General features: G+C 51.6%; 15 protein-coding genes and 1 riboswitch. Of the genes, 7 read left to right on the plus strand and 8 right to left on the minus strand.

Annotated features, from left to right (window positions below; all coding sequences use genetic code 11):
- Positions 1-31: 31 nt before the first annotated feature.
- On the plus strand, positions 32-1,276 hold the full coding sequence (locus NYR02_RS02335) for a hypothetical protein (protein ID WP_260974787.1): 1,245 nt from the start codon (positions 32-34) through the stop codon (positions 1,274-1,276).
- 116 nt (positions 1,277-1,392) lie between these two features.
- Here the strand turns inward: NYR02_RS02335 and NYR02_RS02340 are convergent, their stop codons facing one another.
- The 3 genes from NYR02_RS02340 to NYR02_RS02350 are packed head-to-tail and all read right to left on the minus strand — an operon-like array spanning position 1,393 to position 5,975.
- Complete coding sequence (locus NYR02_RS02340; protein WP_260974788.1) at positions 1,393-4,389, minus strand: TonB-dependent receptor domain-containing protein; 2,997 nt, start codon at positions 4,387-4,389, stop codon at positions 1,393-1,395.
- A 60-nt stretch (positions 4,390-4,449) separates the two neighbouring features.
- The gene (locus tag NYR02_RS19485) at positions 4,450-5,445 is read right to left on the minus strand and encodes a FecR family protein (RefSeq protein WP_260974789.1); all 996 of its coding nucleotides are present in this window, start codon (positions 5,443-5,445) and stop codon (positions 4,450-4,452) included.
- Positions 5,436-5,975: an RNA polymerase sigma factor gene (locus NYR02_RS02350; protein WP_260974790.1), complete on the minus strand. Its 540-nt coding sequence runs from the start codon at positions 5,973-5,975 to the stop codon at positions 5,436-5,438. Before NYR02_RS02350 ends, NYR02_RS19485 begins: the two co-directional genes overlap by 10 nt.
- Before the next feature lie 656 nt (positions 5,976-6,631).
- On the opposite strand from NYR02_RS02350, the gene NYR02_RS02355 reads away from it, so the two are divergent.
- Both NYR02_RS02355 and NYR02_RS02360 read left to right on the plus strand, forming a co-directional pair.
- Positions 6,632-7,267 carry a DUF4272 domain-containing protein gene (locus tag NYR02_RS02355; RefSeq protein ID WP_260974791.1) on the plus strand — a complete coding sequence of 212 codons (636 nt, stop codon included), beginning with the start codon at positions 6,632-6,634 and terminating at the stop codon, positions 7,265-7,267.
- 128 nt (positions 7,268-7,395) lie between these two features.
- Positions 7,396-7,818 carry a hypothetical protein gene (locus NYR02_RS02360; protein ID WP_260974792.1) on the plus strand — a complete coding sequence of 141 codons (423 nt, stop codon included), beginning with the start codon at positions 7,396-7,398 and terminating at the stop codon, positions 7,816-7,818.
- Between the two features lie 87 nt (positions 7,819-7,905).
- On the opposite strand, the gene metG is transcribed toward NYR02_RS02360, so the two are convergent.
- From metG to NYR02_RS02375, 3 genes are all read right to left on the minus strand, one after another.
- Complete coding sequence (gene metG / locus NYR02_RS02365; protein WP_260974793.1) at positions 7,906-10,026, minus strand: methionine--tRNA ligase; 2,121 nt, start codon at positions 10,024-10,026, stop codon at positions 7,906-7,908.
- Positions 10,027-10,165: 139 nt separating this feature from the next.
- Complete coding sequence (locus tag NYR02_RS02370) at positions 10,166-11,227, minus strand: putative urea ABC transporter substrate-binding protein (RefSeq protein WP_260974794.1); 1,062 nt, start codon at positions 11,225-11,227, stop codon at positions 10,166-10,168.
- Positions 11,228-11,309: 82 nt separating this feature from the next.
- A riboswitch (guanidine-I (ykkC/yxkD leader) is annotated at positions 11,310-11,425 on the minus strand.
- 204 nt (positions 11,426-11,629) lie between these two features.
- Entirely contained in the window at positions 11,630-12,538 is a 909-nt protein-coding gene (locus NYR02_RS02375) for a LysR family transcriptional regulator (RefSeq protein WP_260974795.1), read from the minus strand.
- 146 nt (positions 12,539-12,684) lie between these two features.
- Here NYR02_RS02375 and NYR02_RS02380 point away from each other — a divergent pair, with 146 nt between their 5' ends.
- Positions 12,685-13,329: a nitroreductase family protein gene (locus tag NYR02_RS02380; RefSeq protein WP_230330770.1), complete on the plus strand. Its 645-nt coding sequence runs from the start codon at positions 12,685-12,687 to the stop codon at positions 13,327-13,329.
- A 365-nt stretch (positions 13,330-13,694) separates the two neighbouring features.
- On the opposite strand, the gene NYR02_RS02385 is transcribed toward NYR02_RS02380, so the two are convergent.
- Positions 13,695-14,609 (minus strand): DMT family transporter, encoded by a 915-nt coding sequence (locus NYR02_RS02385; RefSeq protein ID WP_260974796.1) that lies wholly within the window; start codon positions 14,607-14,609, stop codon positions 13,695-13,697.
- 286 nt (positions 14,610-14,895) lie between these two features.
- Here NYR02_RS02385 and NYR02_RS02390 point away from each other — a divergent pair, with 286 nt between their 5' ends.
- Positions 14,896-15,594, plus strand: coding sequence for a pirin family protein (locus NYR02_RS02390; RefSeq protein ID WP_260974797.1), 699 nt, complete (start codon positions 14,896-14,898; stop codon positions 15,592-15,594).
- A gap of 47 nt (positions 15,595-15,641) precedes the next feature.
- Complete coding sequence (locus NYR02_RS02395; RefSeq protein WP_260974798.1) at positions 15,642-16,436, plus strand: sulfite exporter TauE/SafE family protein; 795 nt, start codon at positions 15,642-15,644, stop codon at positions 16,434-16,436.
- 55 nt (positions 16,437-16,491) lie between these two features.
- Here NYR02_RS02395 and NYR02_RS02400 read toward each other — a convergent pair whose 3' ends face one another.
- The gene (locus NYR02_RS02400) at positions 16,492-17,004 is read right to left on the minus strand and encodes a glycine cleavage system transcriptional repressor (protein ID WP_260974799.1); all 513 of its coding nucleotides are present in this window, start codon (positions 17,002-17,004) and stop codon (positions 16,492-16,494) included.
- 175 nt (positions 17,005-17,179) lie between these two features.
- Between NYR02_RS02400 and alaC the strand changes: the two genes are divergently transcribed.
- Entirely contained in the window at positions 17,180-18,370 is a 1,191-nt protein-coding gene (gene alaC, locus NYR02_RS02405; RefSeq protein ID WP_260974800.1) for an alanine transaminase, read from the plus strand.
- The last annotated feature ends 54 nt before the right edge of the window (positions 18,371-18,424 follow it).

Raw genomic sequence — 18,424 nt, forward strand, 5'->3', positions numbered from 1 at the left:
ATACATGGAAATACATTGCTGGAGATTGAAAATGAAAAAGATCCTTTTGGCGTCGGCCTTAACTGTAGCATCTGCAAGCGCTTTTGCTTCTGATGGCTACTGCACTGATGTAGGTTCTGTTGCTGATTATTCCTATAGCTGGAATGGCACCAACTACGTTTTATGTGAACTGCCTGCATCTATTACTACAGATGTGACGTTGTTTAATGGTTTAGATTTAGATGAGAAGGCTCCTGTCCTGTGGTCGCTGCCGGGTATTGTAACGGTGGGTGATGGTTATGTGCAGAATACCAGTTACGCTGCGGCTAACCATTCTGTACTGACCATTGAAGCGGGTGTTAATGTGATCGCCACCGCCAATAATGCGGCTCTGGTGATTGCCCGTGGTGCAAAAATTAATGCCGTTGGTACTGCCAGCAACCCTATCGTGTTCTCCAGTGCCGATGAAGACTTCACCGGCGAAGGCGAGTGGGGCGGTGTGATTCTGTCTGGTTATGGTGTGGCTAACGAATGCACTTCCGGTGATACTTGTCTGATGGAAGGTATTTCCAGCAATTACTATTTCGGTTCCGGCAGCAGCAGTAAAGCAGCCAGCGAAACGGGCAGTGGCGTCATGAACTATGTTGCCATTACCGAAGGTGGTACCGAAATTAACGTAAATGATCCGGATGATGTTGCCAACGGCGGTAATGAAATCAACGGTCTGACGCTGTACGGTGTAACGTCGTCCACCATTATCAGCAACATCCACGTAAACGAAAACCTGGATGATGGTATCGAGTTCTTTGGTGGTGACGTGGCTGTGTCAAACCTCTGGCTGACCTGTAACGGTGATGACAGTGTGGATTGGGACTACGGTTTCCACGGTTCTATCACCAATGTGTACATTGAGCAGGGCGATAAGAACGGTGCTGCCGACCATGCATTCGAACTGGCCGGTAACCCGAATAACTACGCAGCCACTCCGCTGGCAACGGCTTCTGTTGAAGGTGCGTATGTCGAGTTTGTTGGTGACAATGCCAATGCCGATACTGACTTCGTTTTCAAGCTGAAAGAAGGTACTGACGGTTACTTCAATAATATTGTGGTAACCGGTTACAACACGGTTTCTACCCAGGATTGTGATGCTATCAGTTCCACTAATATCAGTTCAGCTGATTTCGGTACTATGAGCGTTGATTGCTCTGTTGTTGATGCTATGACCTTCTCTGCAACAGGCCCTTCTTCGTTCACCAAAGCAACTACCTTCTGGGCGGCTGCTCCTGCCTGTAACTAAAACCGGATAGTTTTCAGGTTTTCAGGCCCATACTGCAAAGTGTGGGCCTTTTATTTTAAGCTTCAGGCTATTTATTGTCTGAATAAAAGAGAAAGAGAAGAAAAAAAGAAATAAAGCTATTGAACGTCGACGTTGATACTCAGCAGAAACTCCCGCCCGGTACGGTAATCAAGGTAATGGTAATCACCCTGAAGATAACGGTGTGCTGTATTCAGCATATTATTGATGCTGAACGTTAACTGGCCTGGGTGTATCCGGTAATTCCAGCTGAAATCGAGATGATTTCTCGGCTGCTGATAGACGGCCGGCAGATCTGGCTGGTCGCTGGTAATATAAAGTTGAGTGCCGCTGCGCTTGCCTGTCAGACTCACTGTCTGGTTAAGGCCAGGCATATACTGCAACCTTAAGGCCGCAATATACTCAGGCTGTCCCTGTAATGGCCGATGATTTTTTGGTTTTTCTTCCGCATCGTCAGAATCATCATAAGCATCGGAACCGCTGACCTGTGAGTGAATTCTGGCATAGCGCCCGGATAGCTTTATGTGTTGGTTGCGGCCAATACTCAGACGATAATCGGCTTCCAGTTCCAGACCACGAACATTACCCTGACCACTGTTGCGGTAGCTGTAATTGCTGTAGGTTGCGCTGTCCGTCGCTTCGCTGTTATCTGTGAATGCTCCTTCAATCGGCTGGCGGATTCGTTTCAGGTATAAGGCTGCCCCCAGCTCCAGCCCGGAAACATTTTGCCATTGCCAGGATAAATCCCAGTTATGAACGTCGGAACTGTGTAATCGTGGGTTGCCGATTGTTTTTGTGCGGGTGTCGAGATCTTCGTAGACGACAGGCAGTATTTCGTTAAAGCGTGGCCAGACAACCGTTTGACGGTAATTCAGCCAGATTCGCTGCTGAGGTCGCTGAAAGCCAATGGCGATTGAGGGTAGCCAGCGGGTGCCGTCTTCAAGTTTTTTGTTGTCTTCCGGCTGAGCGTCCCAGAGTTCTGCCTGCAGGGTATTTTTTTCATAGCGCAAACCACTGATCAGACGCCAGTGTTCGTTAAGATCAAGATCGTTAAGCAGATAGGATGCCTGATTCTCTTGTGTTGCGCGGTAAAAATGGCCGTTTAATCCGATATCCTGCTCAGGCTCCAGCAGAGTATCCTGCAAAATAAAGCCGGGTATCTGGCTGTCTCCGGTAATGCGCTCTGCGGTGAGGATGTCGCTGGGGTTGGTTTGTTCCATAATCTGCCCATTGCTGGTCAGATCTTTACTGCCGGTAAAGCCGTAGAGCAAATTGTAGCCTTCGCGATTTTTAACGCTGTTTTCCCAGCCGGTTTTGAACTCACCGGTCAGTAACGCGTCACCGAGATCAATGCCGTATAGGTGACTGAAATGTAAACCGTAAGAATCGCTTTGCTGCTCCATATAACGCCAGCTAATACTGGCCGTTGATGGTAATAGCTGTAGCCTGTAGTTACTTTCTTCTGACACCGAAAAATAGCGATAATCCAGATCGTGTGGACGGTTATATTCCGTTGTACTTTTACTGATCTGCCAGTTCAGGGTGGTTAATGGTGTGAATTTATGCAATCCATAGAGCTGGTGTAGCAGTAGGCTTCGTTCTGTCCAGTGGATCAGGTTTCGTCGGTAGGCGGTTTCTGTATTGATATTCTGTTCGTTTTTGCCCTGTGTTTCTATCAGCTCACCGTGGTGAGTACCCTGGTGCAGGTAAAGGGTATTAAATCCGAGGTACTGCTGATCCGAAATATGTAAACCCAGCGCAGCCAGGGTATTAATGTCGGACGTGTGTTCACTGCGTTTATGCCGGGAGTCTTCGTGATGAAAATCACTGGACGCGCCGGAGTAGCCCGTCCCTGTACTGTAACTGGTGGAACGGATAAGGCTGTGCTGCCAGCGATCACGTACACTGGCAGACAGCGTTCCACCCCAGCGTATGTTCTGATACTGCCCGGTCGTGCCGGTGCTCAGTTCCAGACTGCCGCTGTTTTTGCTTTTCGTCCGATATAGCCCCATATCACCGACAATGGCTTCTCCTGCCTGCTCACGCTGTTGCGCTGACAGCGTATCGACGCCACCCGTACGGGCATTGTCAAAAAGAAGCGACGGAATAGCCTGACGGCCATCACCAAATCCGTAACGGTTGGCCGATGTCTGGGAGCCCTGAAGAACCGTGCTGTGGTTACTGTGTGGACGCCAGATAGCGCTGGCTGTGAGCTGAGCATACGCCTGCTTGGGTAACTGCATGGTATTCAGGCTGACAATACCAGCGCTGGCCTGACCGGGAGCATCGGCATAGACCGATTTTCTGAGGTTGATACTGTTGAGAATACCCAGTGGAATAAAATCCAGAGGAAAGTTCTGGCCGGAGGGATCAAGACTGGGAAGCTCACCGCCATTTATCCGGATTGATTGATAACGGCCCGTCATCCCGCGGATGATCGCGTAGCGGTTATCTTCTATTTTAACCCCGGCTGTCAGCTCCAGTGCTGAGGATAATGTATAAATTCCTGCTTCACGGAGCTGACGGGTATTAATGCTCAGTTCTGTTGGGCCGGTAAGTTCATTGAGCGGGCGTGGTTGTATTTCTGCTGCACTGTCAGCGGTTACAATTAACTCTTCAGGACTTATTGTATGAGCTTCATCATCGTTGTTACGCGAATATTCTGTGGTTGTTTGGCGAATAATAATGGTGTCGCCGAGAAGGTCGTATTCAAGCGGTGTATCTTGCAGAAGCTGTTCCAATAGCTGAACCAAAGAATAACAGCCTTCGATTTCTGCTGTGCGTTTATCGGCCAGTAAGGCTTCCGGCACAACGATTAAAAAATGAAAATAACGGGCAGCTGACTGCAATGCATGACTCAATGAATCTTCAGTAATCTGCACGATCTGTTTGGGTGGAATACAGCTGGCAGTTTCTCCGTAGCCGGAATTTTTGTGGGAGTACTGCCTGGTATTTGATTGTCCGGTATTTAGCTGATCAGAGTTTGAAGGCTCAGCGTGTAATGGCTCAGCGCAGAATATGCCGCAGAGCCATAGCAGCAGTAGTACAGGGTAGCGCTGGGTCTGGCTCATGGTCTGGCTCATGGTCTGGCTCATGCCAGCTGCATGATTATATCTTCCCTGCCTTATCATCTGCTTAACCTGAAGGCATTCTGATTACCTGCTAATAAAGGTTATTCCATTCTGTTCGGATATTGTTAACTGGTAGGCTGAGGTAATCAGCTGCAGATTCTTTTCCGTATCGTCCAGTCTGAAAGTGCCTGATACCGGCAAGTTACTGATGCTTGGATGGATTCCGACGGCCGTATTCCGGTATCGGTTCAGTTCATCAATGATGTCTGCCAGCGGCATATTATCCGCTTCGAGAATATTCTGTTGCCAGTCACGGTAAGAGGTCAGGTCGAATGTCTCTACCGGACCATGTCCATTTGCCCGGATCAGAGCCCGTTGTCCTGCCGTGAGGATGACGCGTTTGTTGCCTGCCTGCAGCGGGGCCACTTCAACCCGGCCTTCAAGAACTGTTAACTCGGTGCTGTCGCGTCGCTGATCAACATTAAACACCGTGCCCAGTGCTTGCAAAGTGGCATGGCGGGTTTCGACAACGAAAGGCCGTGCCGGATCTTTACTGACGTTGAACTGAGCCTCACCCTCAACCAGATCAATGTGCCGTTCAGCGGCGCTGTATTTAACCAGCAGTTGACTGGCTGCGCTGATGTCAAGGCGCGAACCGTCATCCAGTAGCTGGTGAGCGGTTTGCAGTTTCTGAGTATTGAAATATACCGGTTGTGAAACATCGCCGCTGCGAAACAGCAGAATGCCAAGGGTAAGAACGACCGATGCAGCGATGCTTCCGTACCATAATGTGCTGCATTTATGGTCAGATGTCTGGTGGTTCTGCTGGCTTTTCTGCTGACGGTTCTGTTGATTTGTTTCGAACTGTTTCAGTGCCTCAGTAAAACAATCATCATTCCAGATTGCATCAAGAGCATCAGCCTCCTGGCGACGCTCAGGTTTTTTATCCAGCCAGACTTCGGTTTCAGAGGTCTGCTCAGCTGCACTTTGTTCGTATTTTTCATGCAGAACCCATTGGCTGATTTTCTCTCTTTCAGAATCACCCAGAATATTCTGTTTTGGTATCAGTCTTAAAACCACGTTCTTTTACTCACTGCGGGTACGCCACGTTCAATCTGTTCAAGTACTGAACGCATGGCACGATTAATTCGTTTTTCTACTGATTTTGGCTCTTTTCCTACGCGGCGGGCGATTTCGGAAATGGTCAGCCCATGAACTTTTCGCATCACCAGAAGATTTGCTGTCTCGGGAGGAAGCTGGTTAAGACAAAGCAAAAAGTGCTCTATTTTCTGGTTCATTTCTGCATTGCGATCAGGTTGCGGTTTTTCGCAATGAACTTCCTGATCGTCAATGCAGACGGTGTCTTCTGATACTTTCTTCTGGTAATAATCATTAATGATGTTGTTGGCAATTTTATAGATGTAACTGATCGGGTCATTGAGCACAAACCCCTGAATAGATCGTTTTAATGTCCGCTCCAGTGCTTCCTGATATATATCCTCAGAGTAGGAGTGGTCATTGATTTTTTTGCGGATAAAACTGAGTAATCTGGGCTTCTCCTGATTAATCAGCTGACTGATGTGATGCACTGAGACATCGGGCTGGAACATATTCATTGAATCCGGTCTGCCTGTGGACTTTAGCTGGAGAAACAGCAAGAAAGTGGGGATTCTGAACTCGCCTGCGCGATTATTCCGGTTCTGCCAGTGCGTACAGGAGAGCCTTCCAGAGTCCGTGGTCGGATGATCGCTGATTATGGTGAGAGAATGTTTCAGTTTGGTTAAACTGATAAGAAAGTTTTTAAGCACAAGGGTGCCACAGTCGGTCGATTGCAGCCTCCGTATACCGGAGAGGATCTTTATAAAGGCCCTTGCATCAGCACATGATCAGGCCCCAATGTGACAGGGTGTAGAGAAGCCAATGTAAAAGTGCATCCAGTAGTGGTTGGTATTCCCGGTACGGATGATACCGCCATAGCAGGTGCATGCATGGCCGTGCTATCCCCCTGAAAATCAGCCGTAAACTTGCTCGTTTTTCAGACAAATGTTAGTTTATTGACTTTAAAATCAATAGATTCTGGGTTTTCTTTACAATTTTTAGCGGCAGTTCTGAACGCAATAACAGGCTTGTGCTTTGTCTCTGCAAATTTTCAGAGCTGGTGTGATATTTTTCAATTAAATCATTGGGTTACGTTGTTTTTTAATTCGGGACATTTGTGTAAACATCACACAGCAATAAGCACTTATATTTAGCAGGGGGAGTATTGATGGATTCTGGAAAAATTAAATCTGAGAGTGAATTAGCAATCAAGGGAATGGGTGGGGAAGTTTGTGATTGGTTACCCGTTTATGACATCACAACGATGCGCTCATGCGAGGACGTTGTTTCCAGAGCACTCATCATGAACGCAATGATCAATATTGCATTTGATGCGCCAGTTGAATTGATTGCTGACTACATAAAGGACAATCAGCTAACAGATCATCTTTCATGTGCAGAGCGTGAAATATTGGCTCAAAGCCAGGAAACTCTTTCTCAGCAAGATAAGATCAATTTACATTGGTATTTGGAGTCGCTTTGGGCGCTTCTTTGGGTCATGGGTAAAATTGATAAGCTGGAAGTTCCTTACCCAATCCCCGATGACATGGTGGAGTATTGTCCAAAACTTCATGAAAATGAAGGGCCGGAGAAATTTACGGATACCGATTCGATTCGTTCTTACGAGGAAGTCTATAGTATGAGAGACCTTTACTATAGAGCTATGTGGTGTTGCAGGGAGTTTCAGCTTCGCAACACTCCCCATAAACACTTTAATATGAGTCTGATTATGGAGCGTCGGCGAGCGTTAACATGGTGCCTGGATAATGCAAGTGATTGGGATAATATCCCTCAGGATACCTGAATATAGTAAGTGCAAACAGGATGCTCTGCTCTTTCGGGCATCCACAGAACGCCCGGTTTTTTACACAATGTGCATGGTGTTGGTTGCTGCTGAACCGGACGTTAGCAATATCAAAGGATCTGTGAAAAATGAAGTTGTTGGTTGTGTTTTGTTTAACCGGATTTTTGTGGGGATGTATCGCTGATTCTGCTTATTCTCCTCCGGGGCTTGCGAAAGAAGATGCCGTATATTTAAAAGCAGATTCAGAGCGTGATCATGGTATTTTCCAGGGACTTGATGAGAAGCTTTATATTAATGCGGTTGATGGTGTTTCTATCGGTGGGTTTTTTAGCGGTTATTATGAAAGTGCTTATATTGAACCTGGCTTGACTGAGATTGACGTAGGGTTTTATCAGGGAAAGGTTAAATCTGAACGCTGTTTGAAGTTTTTAGCCGAAAAGGGTAAGTCTTACATTATACGAAAGAAGCGCGAGGCATGGAGTATTAACTTCTGGATTGAGCTGGAAAACGATATTAATACGAATGTTGTCAATCTTCCCTGTGGTGAATAGTGTGGCAGGCATATTAAACCGGGTTTAATGTTAAGCCCGCTCAATAAAAAGCCGGGGTAAAACCCCGGCTTTTCTGTTTCTGCTTTTTTACATCACGCGCATACCCGGCTGGGCGCCGTCGTGTGGTTCGAGCAGGAAGATATCTTCACCGCCCGGGCCTGCGGCCAGTACCATGCCTTCGGACATGCCGAATTTCATTTTACGTGGCGCCAGGTTGGCGACCATCACGGTGAGCTTGCCGTTCAGGTCTTCCGGGTTGTAGGCCGATTTAATACCGGAGAATACGTTGCGGATTTCGCCGTTGCCGATATCCAGCGTCAGTTGCAGCAGTTTTTCTGCACCTTCAACATGTTCGGCTTTAACAATGCGGGCAATACGCAGGTCGACTTTGGCGAAATCCGGGAACTCGATGGTATCGGCAATCACTTCGTTACCGTCTTCACGCAGCTCTGGACCTTTGTTCTTCGCTTTTTTCTCGACCTTTTTCTCGGCGTTTTTCGCAGCGCTTTTATCGGCACTGTTATCCGCCGCCGGTGCTTCGCCGTTTTCTTTGGCCAGCTCGGTTTTGGTTTCTTCCAGAATGGCGGTTACTTTATCCATTTCAGCACGGGCCAGCATCGGCTGGAATTTATTGATTTTGTGGCTCAGCAGAATCTCGCGGCGTGCTTCCCAGTCAAGGCTGTCCAGATTCAGGAATGCTTTGGTTTTGTCGGCAATTTCCGGCAGTACCGGTGCCAGATAAGTCACCAGCTGACGGAACAGGTTAAGCGCCACGGAACATACGTCCTGCACTTCCTGCTGGCGGCCTTCTTCTTTATTCATCGCCCACGGGGCTTTTTCCTGAATATATTCGTTGGCGCGGTCGGCCAGCGCCATGATGTCTTTCATCGCGCGGCCAAATTCGCGTTTTTCGTAATGGCTGGCAATCTGGTCGCCGGCATCAATAAATTGCTGCAGCATTTCCGGTTCAGCGCAGGTCGCGCTCAGTTCGCCGGACGCTTTGGCAATAAAGTTGCCGGTACGTGAGGCGATGTTCACCAGTTTGTTGACCAGATCGGCGTTTACACGCTGCACGAAATCTTCCAGATTTAAATCGAAATCATCGACGCTGGAGCTCAGTTTGGCGGCAAAGTAGTAACGCAGATAAGTCGGGTTTAAATGATTCAGGAAGGTGCGCGCCTTAATAAAGGTACCGCGCGACTTCGACATTTTAGAACCGTTCACGGTGACGAAACCGTGAGCATTAACGGCCGTTGGTGTACGGTATTCTGCGGCGCTCAGCATGGAAGGCCAGAACAGCGCATGGAAGTTAATAATGTCTTTACCGATAAAATGGTACAGCTCGGTGGTGGAATCTTTTTTCCAGTACTCGTTAAAGTCGAGGTCACCGCGCTTGTCACACAGGTTTTTAAAGCTGGCCATATAGCCGATAGGGGCATCCAGCCAGACGTAGAAAAACTTGTTCGGTGCATCCGGAATTTCGAAGCCGAAATACGGCGCATCGCGGGAAATGTCCCACTCCTGCAGACCGGAATCCAGCCATTCGGCCAGTTTGTTGGCCACTTCATCCTGCAGGGTGCCGGAACGGGTCCACTGCTGCAGAAACTCCTGAAAGTCCGGCAGTTTGAAGAAGTAGTGCTCAGACTCTTTTTCGACCGGGGTGGCACCGGAAATCACTGAGAACGGGTTTTTCAGCTCAGCCGGGGTGTAGGTTGCACCGCAGACTTCACAGTTGTCGCCGTACTGGTCGGCGGCGCCACACTTAGGGCACTCGCCTTTGATATAACGGTCGGCCAGAAACAGCTCTTTAACCGGATCGTACAGCTGCTTGATGCTGCGGATGGCGATATGGCCTTTGTCACGGCAGGCTTTGTAGATTTCTTCTGACAGCAGGCGGTTTTCTTCGCTGTGGGTGCTGTGGAAGTTGTCGAACGCAATCTGGAAACCGGCGAAATCCGCTTCGTGCTCGGCTTTTACCCGCGCAATCTGCTCTTCCGGGCTGATACCTTCTTTTTCGGCGCGCAGCATGATGGCGGTGCCGTGGGCGTCGTCGGCGCAAACATAGTGGCATTCGTTGCCACGCAGTTTCTGGAACCGAACCCAGATATCAGTCTGAATGTATTCCAGCAGGTGGCCGAGGTGAATGGAACCATTGGCATAGGGCAGGGCGCTGGTGACGAGGATTTTGCGGGGATTCTGTGCGGTCATGACAATTCGCTACGGGTTATTCAAAGAAAGGGCAGCATTGTAGCGATTTTTGCCGCTGGCCGCGATGGCTGCGGTACGGCTTAAAAGCGCTGCGGCAGCAAACTCTGCCGCGCAGCGCCTGATACTCAATGGCCGGGCATCACAGCTTTCCTTCAGCCGCCATCTTCATATAGCTGTCGGTAAAGCGCAGCTTCACATTACCTTTATCGCCAAAGGTTTTGCCGTTCGGGAAGGCCATGCCGATAAAGCCGGCATCGGCGGCGCCATCACCCAGCAGACCGTGGTCGAAGGAGAATTTCGCCACGTATTCCATGGTTTTTGGCAGCTCGGCGCTGTTCACAAATTCCACAGCTTTTTGTGCGTCGTAGAACATTTTGGTGGCGGCCAGCTGGGCATCGTAACCGGCAAGGTCGGTGCCTGAGGCTTCGGCCATCATGCTGCGTGCTTTTTTACCTTCGGCGTCGTCTTTCGCCATGATGCTCATGGTTTCGTACCAGGCGCCGGTCAGGGCTTTGGCGAAGGCGGGGTTAGCGGCCAGGGTTTCGCTGTTGACCATAGTGGTGTCGATAATTTCACCCGGAATCTGTGAGGAGTTAAACACGGCGGTTGCGTTTGGCTGCGCCAGAATCTCGCTTACCAGTGGGTTCCAGGTCACCACGGCTTTAACATCACCGGTGCCATAAGCTGCCACCATATCGGCGTCGGAGGTGTTGATCACCGATACGTCTTTTTCGCTCATGCCCACGCTTTCCAGACCGCGTGCCAGCAGGTAGTGGGAAACCGACAGCTCCACCAGATTCACCGGCAGGCCTTTGATGTCTTTCAGGCTTTTGCCTTCTTTCAGAATCACGGCGTCGTTGCCGTTGGAGAAGTCACCGACGATTAAGGCGGTGGTGTCGACGCCGCTGGCGGCCGGAATGGTCAGGGCATCCATATTGGTCATTACGCAGGCGTCGAATTCACCGGCGGTAAACTGGTTGATGGATTCAACGTAATCGTTGATCTGCACCACTTCGATTTCGATGCCGTATTTATCGGCCCATTTTTTTACGATGCCGGCTTTGTCGGCGTAATCCCACGGCATCCAGCCAACGTAGATAGACCAGGCCAGACGGAAACTGTCTTTGGCCTGAGCGTGTAATGGAGTAAGGGCGGCCAGGGTGACCAGGCTGGCAGTGAGCAGACGTTTTAACGCGTTCATAGGACTTCCTCTTTGATATCCACATAAATCAGACGGCAGGAGAACTCAGCGCGAACGGCCAGATGCTGGCATTCGCGTGTGGGTCTCCCGGGCTTTTGTCCCGCCGTGTAACCTGCGCTGTGAATACGCTGAGGTCGGTTGCTCTCGGACCAGTCGTTCTTTTTCCATCAAAGAACCGGAACCCTAGCCACCTATTTCTGTGAATCCCAACCGGATTCGGTTGCCGAGTATCTCCTGTTACTGATCAGTGTTCAGCAAGGGCTGTACCAGTTTTGCCGGAGCCTGAAAATTGCGGCATCCGGCAGGCTGGCGAGTGTTAAGTTGCTGATTTTGCTGTCAGTTGCACCCCAAAAGGGTGCACAGATGATTAGCTGAACAGATGGTCGCTGCATTCTGGGGCGCTTATTCGGTTTCTGTTGTGTGCGCCGCTTTGCAGCCGGTGTCGGTGTTGGCTAGCAGGCGGGCGAGGGCGCGGGTGGCGGGGCCGGCGCTTTCTTCATGGGCCATTACCAGATAGAGGTCGACGTAGCGCCGCGCATCCTGAGCAAAGGGAATCACCTGTAAGGCACCGCTTTTCAGGTCGTCGGCAATCAGCAGCTCCGGCAGCCAGGCAAAGCCCAGACCACGGCGGACAATATTCAGTCGGGTGCTGGTATGGGTCACGGTCCAGCGCTGATGGGCGCCGAGCCAGCCACCTTCGCTGCGGCGTTTGCGGCTGCTGTCGCGCAGCACCACCTGCCGGTGAGCGGTGAGGTCATCGTAGGTGACCTCGCGCCCCAGATGCTGCAACGGATGCTGCGGGCTGGTAACCGGCAGAAAGCAGGAGCGGTGTACGTGCTCGCCATTCCAGCCACTGGGCAGTTGCGGGGTAATCAGAATATCGATGCTGTCTTCGAGCAGCATTTCGTTACCGCCGCTGAGTACAAACTCTTCCAGCTCCAGACGGGTATCGGGGTACTCGGCTGAGAAGGCTTCAAACACATCAAACAGCACATCGTTGGGGTAAATGGTGTCGATGGCCGCACGCACAACAGGCTCGACGCCCTGATTCAGCGATCCGGCAATCTTGTCGATATTTTCTGCCTGATCGAGCAGCTGTTCGGCACGTTGTAACAGAATACGGCCGTGTTCGGTCAGTACCGCTTTGCGCCCTTCCACTTCCAGCAGTTGTACGCCCAGTTGCTCCTGCAGCTTGTGCACACCATAGCTGATGGTTGACTGACTCTTGAAGATGGCCTCAGCCGCCTGAGCGTAGCCGCCATGGTCGACCACCGCTTTAAACATGCGCCACTGTTCGAGGGTTGTTTTCATTGGAATGCCTTTTCGTAAATATCGAAAGCTATACGTTAAATTATGAGATTTTTAATCGAATAAAGCGAACTTAAACTGCACTCATTGCTTAACAGCCCTAACACCACAACCAATACCCGAACCGATACCCGATTTAAGGATGCCCCATGAACGTATTTGATGCCCTGAGCCAGCGTACTTCTGTGAACTACTTTGATACCGAACGTGCCATCAGCACGGCGGAAGTCCTGGAGCTGCTGGATTACGCCCAACACGCGCCAACGGCCTTTAACATTCAGCATACCCGCTATCTGGTGGTAACCGATCAGGCGGCGAAAGAAACCTTAAAAGACATCGCCTACGGTCAGCAGAAAGTGGCCGATGCCCCGGTGGTTATTCTGGTGCTGGCCGACGAACAGGGTCATGAACGTATGCCGGATATCGCCCAGCGCGGTGTCGATGCCGGGATCTACAACGAAGGCGTGCGTGACTACTTTGTCAGTGCGGTAAACGGTGCCTACGGCGATAACAAAGCCGCAGCCCACGATGAAGCACTGCGCTCGGCCAGTATGGCGACCATGAACCTGATGACGGCCGCGGCTGGCAAGGGTATGGCCACCGGGCCGATGATCGGCTTCGATACCGCGAAAGCGAAAGAAGTGTTCAACATCGGTGAACGCTACAGCGTTGCCATGATGGTGACCCTGGGTTACGCCAAAGAAGGTAACTGGCCACGTAAGCCGCGCCTGGCGGCAAGCGAAGTCACTGTGCTGGATGGTCGTCCGGGTAAGCTGCACGACCTGAGTAACTGATTAAACGCCGGGTAGGGATGTGCTATTTACTTAAGCAATCATGAAACGTCGATTGCACGTGAGTAGCCGAAGCGGGGCAAGCCCCTGCGCCCCAATCCGGGGAACTTCTCCCCGGGCCCCTGCTTTGCGCTTTCTGGCCCGTAATCCTTATTCGCTCGTTTTTTACTGACCACGCGTATATCGGCCATCCATGGCCGGATACGCTTGTCTGGCATCCATGCCAGCCAGATCGTAAAAATCATCGCTCATGGCGGCGGGCCCAGAGGCGCGGTTTATCTCAGCCGCAGTATGGTTTTTACCAAACAATCAATGTCCGTTTTGAAAAGCCGCTTAGCGGAATAATGATTACGGACTGGGATGTTGTATCAGCGTTTCAGCCAGCGCCGCAGAGCACTCCAGCGGTTGGCCAGCAGCGCCAGCAGAATCAGGGTGCAGCCGAGAATCTGCGCCGTTTCCATCCGTTCGGTAAACCAGAAGGCGGCGATGATGGCGGTCCAGACCGGCTCCAGCACCATAATCACGGCAGCATGGCTGGGGGACGCCAGACCCTGAGCGTAGGTTTGCAGCAGAAAGCGTGCGGCGGTGCCAACGGTTACGCTCAGAATCAGCCACAGCCACATGGTAGGGGTAAAAGTATCGGGCCAGTCTTCAAACATGGCCGACAGGCTGAAGGACACAACGCCGACCAGCACCAGCTGAATAGCGCTCAGGGCCAGTGCCGAAATACGCGCCGCGGCACGGCCGTTGAGTATAAAGGTGAGCGACAAAAGCAGGGCGGCGGCAAAGAAAAACAGCTGGCCGGGGTCAGGGTTAAAACCGTGACGTAACGACAGCAGCGCCAGCCCGCCGATGGCCAGCGGCAGGGCAATCCAGATGCTTTTCGCCGGCCGCTCGCGGAACAGCAGCCAGCTGATAAAAGGCACCAGCACCACTGCCAGGCTGGTAATAAACGCGCCTTCGCCGAGGGTGTGAGCGTTAAACAGCCCCATGATCCAGAAGCTCATGGCGGCACCGAAAAACAGGCCGACCAGGGCCGATGCACGCCATTCATGGGCTTTCAGGGCAACCAGCGCGCGGCGGCCGGGAATCACCAGCAGCAGCCCGGCAGCGGTAAAGCGGCAGGCCATAAACAGCAGTGGCGGAAATTCGTTTAACGCCTCTTTGGAAAACATCCAGCTGACCGCAGCCAGCAGGGTAACGCCGAGCAGAATAAGATCAGCGCGCAACAGTTGCGCTTGTTGCTGATCGTCTGTGGATACGGATTCGGAAGTTGAAGACACAGTAAACCGCTGGCCCGCAGGCAGTAGGGCAACGTCGGACAAGGGCCGGGTTGCCGGGAAAAAGGTTTTGCACAACGTTGCAGGCAAACACGCAACAAACGCCTTTAAAACAACGCCTTTAAAACAACGCCTTTAAAACAGAGGTGTAAAAGGCTTCGCAAAAAAGCGCAGCAGTATTTCACAGCCTCCCGCGGAAGTCTGTGGGTGGTTTTACTGTTGCACTGAAAAAGAGCGTTGCATTGCAAACATTAATGCTCATATCAATAATATCGAAGGAGGTCACCGCATGTTAATCTTACGCGCAGCCAATGAGCGCGGCCGGGCCAATTTTGGTTGGCTCAACAGCTCGCATACGTTTTCTTTCGGCCAGTATTACGACCCGCAACAGATGGGTGTATCGGCTCTGCGGGTGATCAACGACGACCGGGTGACCCCCGGCGCTGGCTTCGATACCCACGGCCACCGCAATATGGAAATCATCAGCTATGTGCTGGACGGCACTATTGCCCATCGCGATTCGATGGGCAACGTTGAGCATTTGCCGGCCGGTGAGTTTCAGCTGATGTCGGCCGGCAGCGGTGTGATGCACAGCGAATTTAATCCGTCGACAGACCAGCCGCTGCATTTTCTGCAGATCTGGATTCAGCCTAATGAGCAGAATACCGAGCCGGGTTATCAGCAGAAACGTTTTCCACGCCAGCAGGCGATTCAGCCGGTGATTACGCCGGACGGACGCGACGGTACGCTCAGTATCCGTCAGGATGCGCAGCTGCTGCATGTGCGTCTGGCAGCGGAAAGCGCTGAACAGGTGCTGAACCCTGCGCGCCAATATTACGTACATACCATCAACGGCCCGCTGCAACTGCAGGCCGGAGATGACACGCTGATTTTACACGCCGGTGACGGCGTGACCATCAGCCAGGAACAGGCACTGATCTTCAGTGCCGACAGCCAGGCGGAGGCCTTGTTGTTCGATTTACCGTAAGCAGGCATTGCCTGCCCGGCCGGAACATCGCCTGAGGGTGCAGGCGTATGTCCGGCGTTTATCTGGATAACGTTGTGGATCTGACTTTTCTTGCCATCGCCGTACTCGGCGTATTGTTAACCGGCATCGCCAAATCTGGCTTTGGTGGTGGTATTGGCGTTGTCGCGGTACCGATGATGGCGCCCTTTATTGGCGGCGAACAGGCCATCGGTATTCTGCTGCCGATTCTGTTGCTGATGGATCTTATGACCCTGCGCGTTTACCGCCGGCATTTGTCGTTTGCGCTGGTGAAGCCGGTCTTGCCCGGCATTCTGATTGGCATTACGGCGGGCTCATTATTGCTGGGCGTGGTCAGTGAGCGCGGTGTGCAGGCGCTGATCGGTTTGATGGGTTTTTGGGTGCTGGCGCAGAAGCGCTGGCCCTGGATGGCCGGACGCCGCCCGGTGGTTGCCGGTGAGGTGCAGCCTCAGGGCGCTTCTGCATTGCAGGGTGGTTTACTGGGCGGACTGGCGGGTATCGGCAGTGCTCTGGCTCATGCCGGTGCGGCACCGCTACAGGCGTATTTTTTATTGGGTAAGCTCAATAAAGAATCTTTCCTGGCCCAAATAACCCTCGCCATTGGTTTAATGAATGCCATTAAATTACTGCCTTACGGCATGCTGGGATTGCTGAATTTTGATATCGGCTGGTTAACGTTGTTGCTGGTTCCGGTGGCTTTTGTTGGTATTTATCTGGGCCGCTGGTTAAGCAAACGCATCGACGGTGATGTGTTTTTTAAGGTAATGATGTGGCTGCTGGCGGGTAATTCGACCTGGCTGCTGGGTCAGGCTGTTATTGGCTGATTCTGTCTTCAGAATCCGTGCTGCAGGTTAATGCAGCACGGCAGTTACCGGAAGATTAATCCAAGCGGATTTCCACCATCAGGTCATTGGAAATGGCTTCCAGCGCGCTGGCCAGAATATCGGTATCAAAACTGTGTGGTACCCGCAGCAAGGCTTCGGCGCGGAACAGCGGTACCGCAGACATTTCGGCGGTGCCGCAGTCGGTGGTTAATTCCAGTACGTTCACGCCCATTTTTGAAAGCGCCTGCGATACTTCTTTAACAATACCCGGACGGTCGTTGCCAACCAGATTCAGGGTCAGGTCGAGGCTGTCGTTTTCTTCACTGTCGCTGCCGGTTTCGGCATTAACCAGAATCCCGCGCGAGCTGAGTGAGCTTAATTCGGCAATCAGGCTGTTGCTTTGTTCGGCGGCAATAGAAACCCGCAAAATACCGGCAAATTTACCCGCCATGTGCGCCATGCGGCTTTCCAGCCAGTTGCCGCCATTGCGGGCGATGGTGGCTGATAGTTGTTCAACAATTCCGGGTTTGTCGTCGGCAATAACGGTTAATACAAGAAAGTTTTCCATTGCTTTTCCTTATGTTTTTTATGCAATCAGATTGTCGTTCTGACACTAACACAGCTTTATGCGATTTACCGCACGCACTGTGCTGGTCAAATTCCTGCCGACTGATCGTTGTTCCCCTGTCGTTGATACAGTAGCCTTGATGTCCCTTTAATTACCTGAGAATCAGGAAACCGTTATGGATACTAACTTCCCGCGCATTAAGCGTCTGCCTCCCTATGTCTTCAATGTGATCGGCGAAATGAAGATGGCGGCACGAGCGGCGGGGGAGGACATCGTCGATATGTCGATGGGTAACCCGGATCAGGACACGCCAAAGCATATTGTCGATAAGCTGGTGGAAACTGCGACCCGTGGCGGTACCCATCGTTACAGCCAGTCGAAGGGCATTCCGCGTTTACGCCGCGCCATGGCCAGCTGGTACAAGCGCAAATTCAATGTCGACCTCGATCCGGAAACCGAGGTGATTACCACCATCGGCTCGAAGGAAGGTCTGGCACATCTGGCGCTGGCCACTCTGGGGCCGGGCGATAACGTGCTGGTGCCGAATCCGTCTTATCCGATTCACCCTTACGGCTTTGTTATTGCCGGGGCGGATATCCGCCATGTGCCGATGACGCCGGATGTGAATTTTTTTGACGAGCTGGAAAAAGCCATTAAAACCACCTGGCCACGGCCGAAAATGCTGGTGCTGAACTTTCCTGGTAACCCGACCGCCGAGTGTGTCGATTTAGCCTTCTTTGAGAAGGTGGTGGCGATGTGCAAAGAGCACGAAATCTGGGTGGTGCAGGATTTGGCCTATGCCGATATCGTGTTTGACGGTTACCAGCCGCCGTCTATTTTGCAGGTCGAAGGCGCGAAAGAGATTGCGGTTGAGTTTTACTCACTGTCGAAGAGCTACAACATGCCGGGCTGGCGGGTTGGCTTCTGCTGCGGTAATAAAGATCTGATTTATGCCCTGGCAAGGATTAAGTCCTACCTCGATTATGGTACATTCACGCCTATCCAGGTGGCGGCCATTGCCGCACTGGAAGGTGATCAGACGGTGGTGAGCGATATCTGCGAGATGTACCGCAGCCGCCGGGATGTGCTCTGCAAGGGGCTGAATGATCTGGGCTGGCCGGTAAAATGGCCGAAAGCCACCATGTTTGTCTGGGCGCAAATTCCTGAAGCTTATCGTAAAATGGGCTCCCTCGAGTTCAGCAAGAAGCTGCTGACCGAGGCCAAAGTGGCTGTGTCACCGGGAATTGGCTTTGGCGAATACGGCGATGACCATGTACGCTTCGCCCTGATTGAGAACGACCAGCGCACCCGCCAGGCGCTGCGCGGCATTAAACAGATGCTGCGTAACGATGGCTTTGGCGGTTAACAGCAGCACGCTGAAACGAATTTAACACTCTCTATATTTTAAGGAGAAACGACC

Source organism: Thalassolituus pacificus (assembly GCF_025318105.1).
In the GTDB taxonomy this organism is placed as follows: domain Bacteria; phylum Pseudomonadota; class Gammaproteobacteria; order Pseudomonadales; family Oceanobacteraceae; genus Venatoribacter; species Venatoribacter pacificus.

Excerpts from the sequence above, each read along its gene's own strand:
- NYR02_RS02335 (WP_260974787.1), top strand. The coding sequence starts at position 32 with ATGAAAAAGATCCTTTTGGCGTCGGCCTTAACTGTAGCATCTGCAAGC.
- NYR02_RS02340 (WP_260974788.1), bottom strand. The coding sequence starts at position 4,389 with ATGAGCCAGACCATGAGCCAGACCATGAGCCAGACCCAGCGCTACCCT.
- NYR02_RS02350 (WP_260974790.1), bottom strand. The coding sequence starts at position 5,975 with ATGTTCCAGCCCGATGTCTCAGTGCATCACATCAGTCAGCTGATTAAT.
- NYR02_RS02355 (WP_260974791.1), top strand. The coding sequence starts at position 6,632 with ATGGATTCTGGAAAAATTAAATCTGAGAGTGAATTAGCAATCAAGGGA.
- NYR02_RS02360 (WP_260974792.1), top strand. The coding sequence starts at position 7,396 with ATGAAGTTGTTGGTTGTGTTTTGTTTAACCGGATTTTTGTGGGGATGT.
- metG (WP_260974793.1), bottom strand. The coding sequence starts at position 10,026 with ATGACCGCACAGAATCCCCGCAAAATCCTCGTCACCAGCGCCCTGCCC.
- NYR02_RS02370 (WP_260974794.1), bottom strand. The coding sequence starts at position 11,227 with ATGAACGCGTTAAAACGTCTGCTCACTGCCAGCCTGGTCACCCTGGCC.
- NYR02_RS02375 (WP_260974795.1), bottom strand. The coding sequence starts at position 12,538 with ATGAAAACAACCCTCGAACAGTGGCGCATGTTTAAAGCGGTGGTCGAC.
- NYR02_RS02380 (WP_230330770.1), top strand. The coding sequence starts at position 12,685 with ATGAACGTATTTGATGCCCTGAGCCAGCGTACTTCTGTGAACTACTTT.
- NYR02_RS02390 (WP_260974797.1), top strand. The coding sequence starts at position 14,896 with ATGTTAATCTTACGCGCAGCCAATGAGCGCGGCCGGGCCAATTTTGGT.
- NYR02_RS02395 (WP_260974798.1), top strand. The coding sequence starts at position 15,642 with ATGTCCGGCGTTTATCTGGATAACGTTGTGGATCTGACTTTTCTTGCC.
- NYR02_RS02400 (WP_260974799.1), bottom strand. The coding sequence starts at position 17,004 with ATGGAAAACTTTCTTGTATTAACCGTTATTGCCGACGACAAACCCGGA.
- alaC (WP_260974800.1), top strand. The coding sequence starts at position 17,180 with ATGGATACTAACTTCCCGCGCATTAAGCGTCTGCCTCCCTATGTCTTC.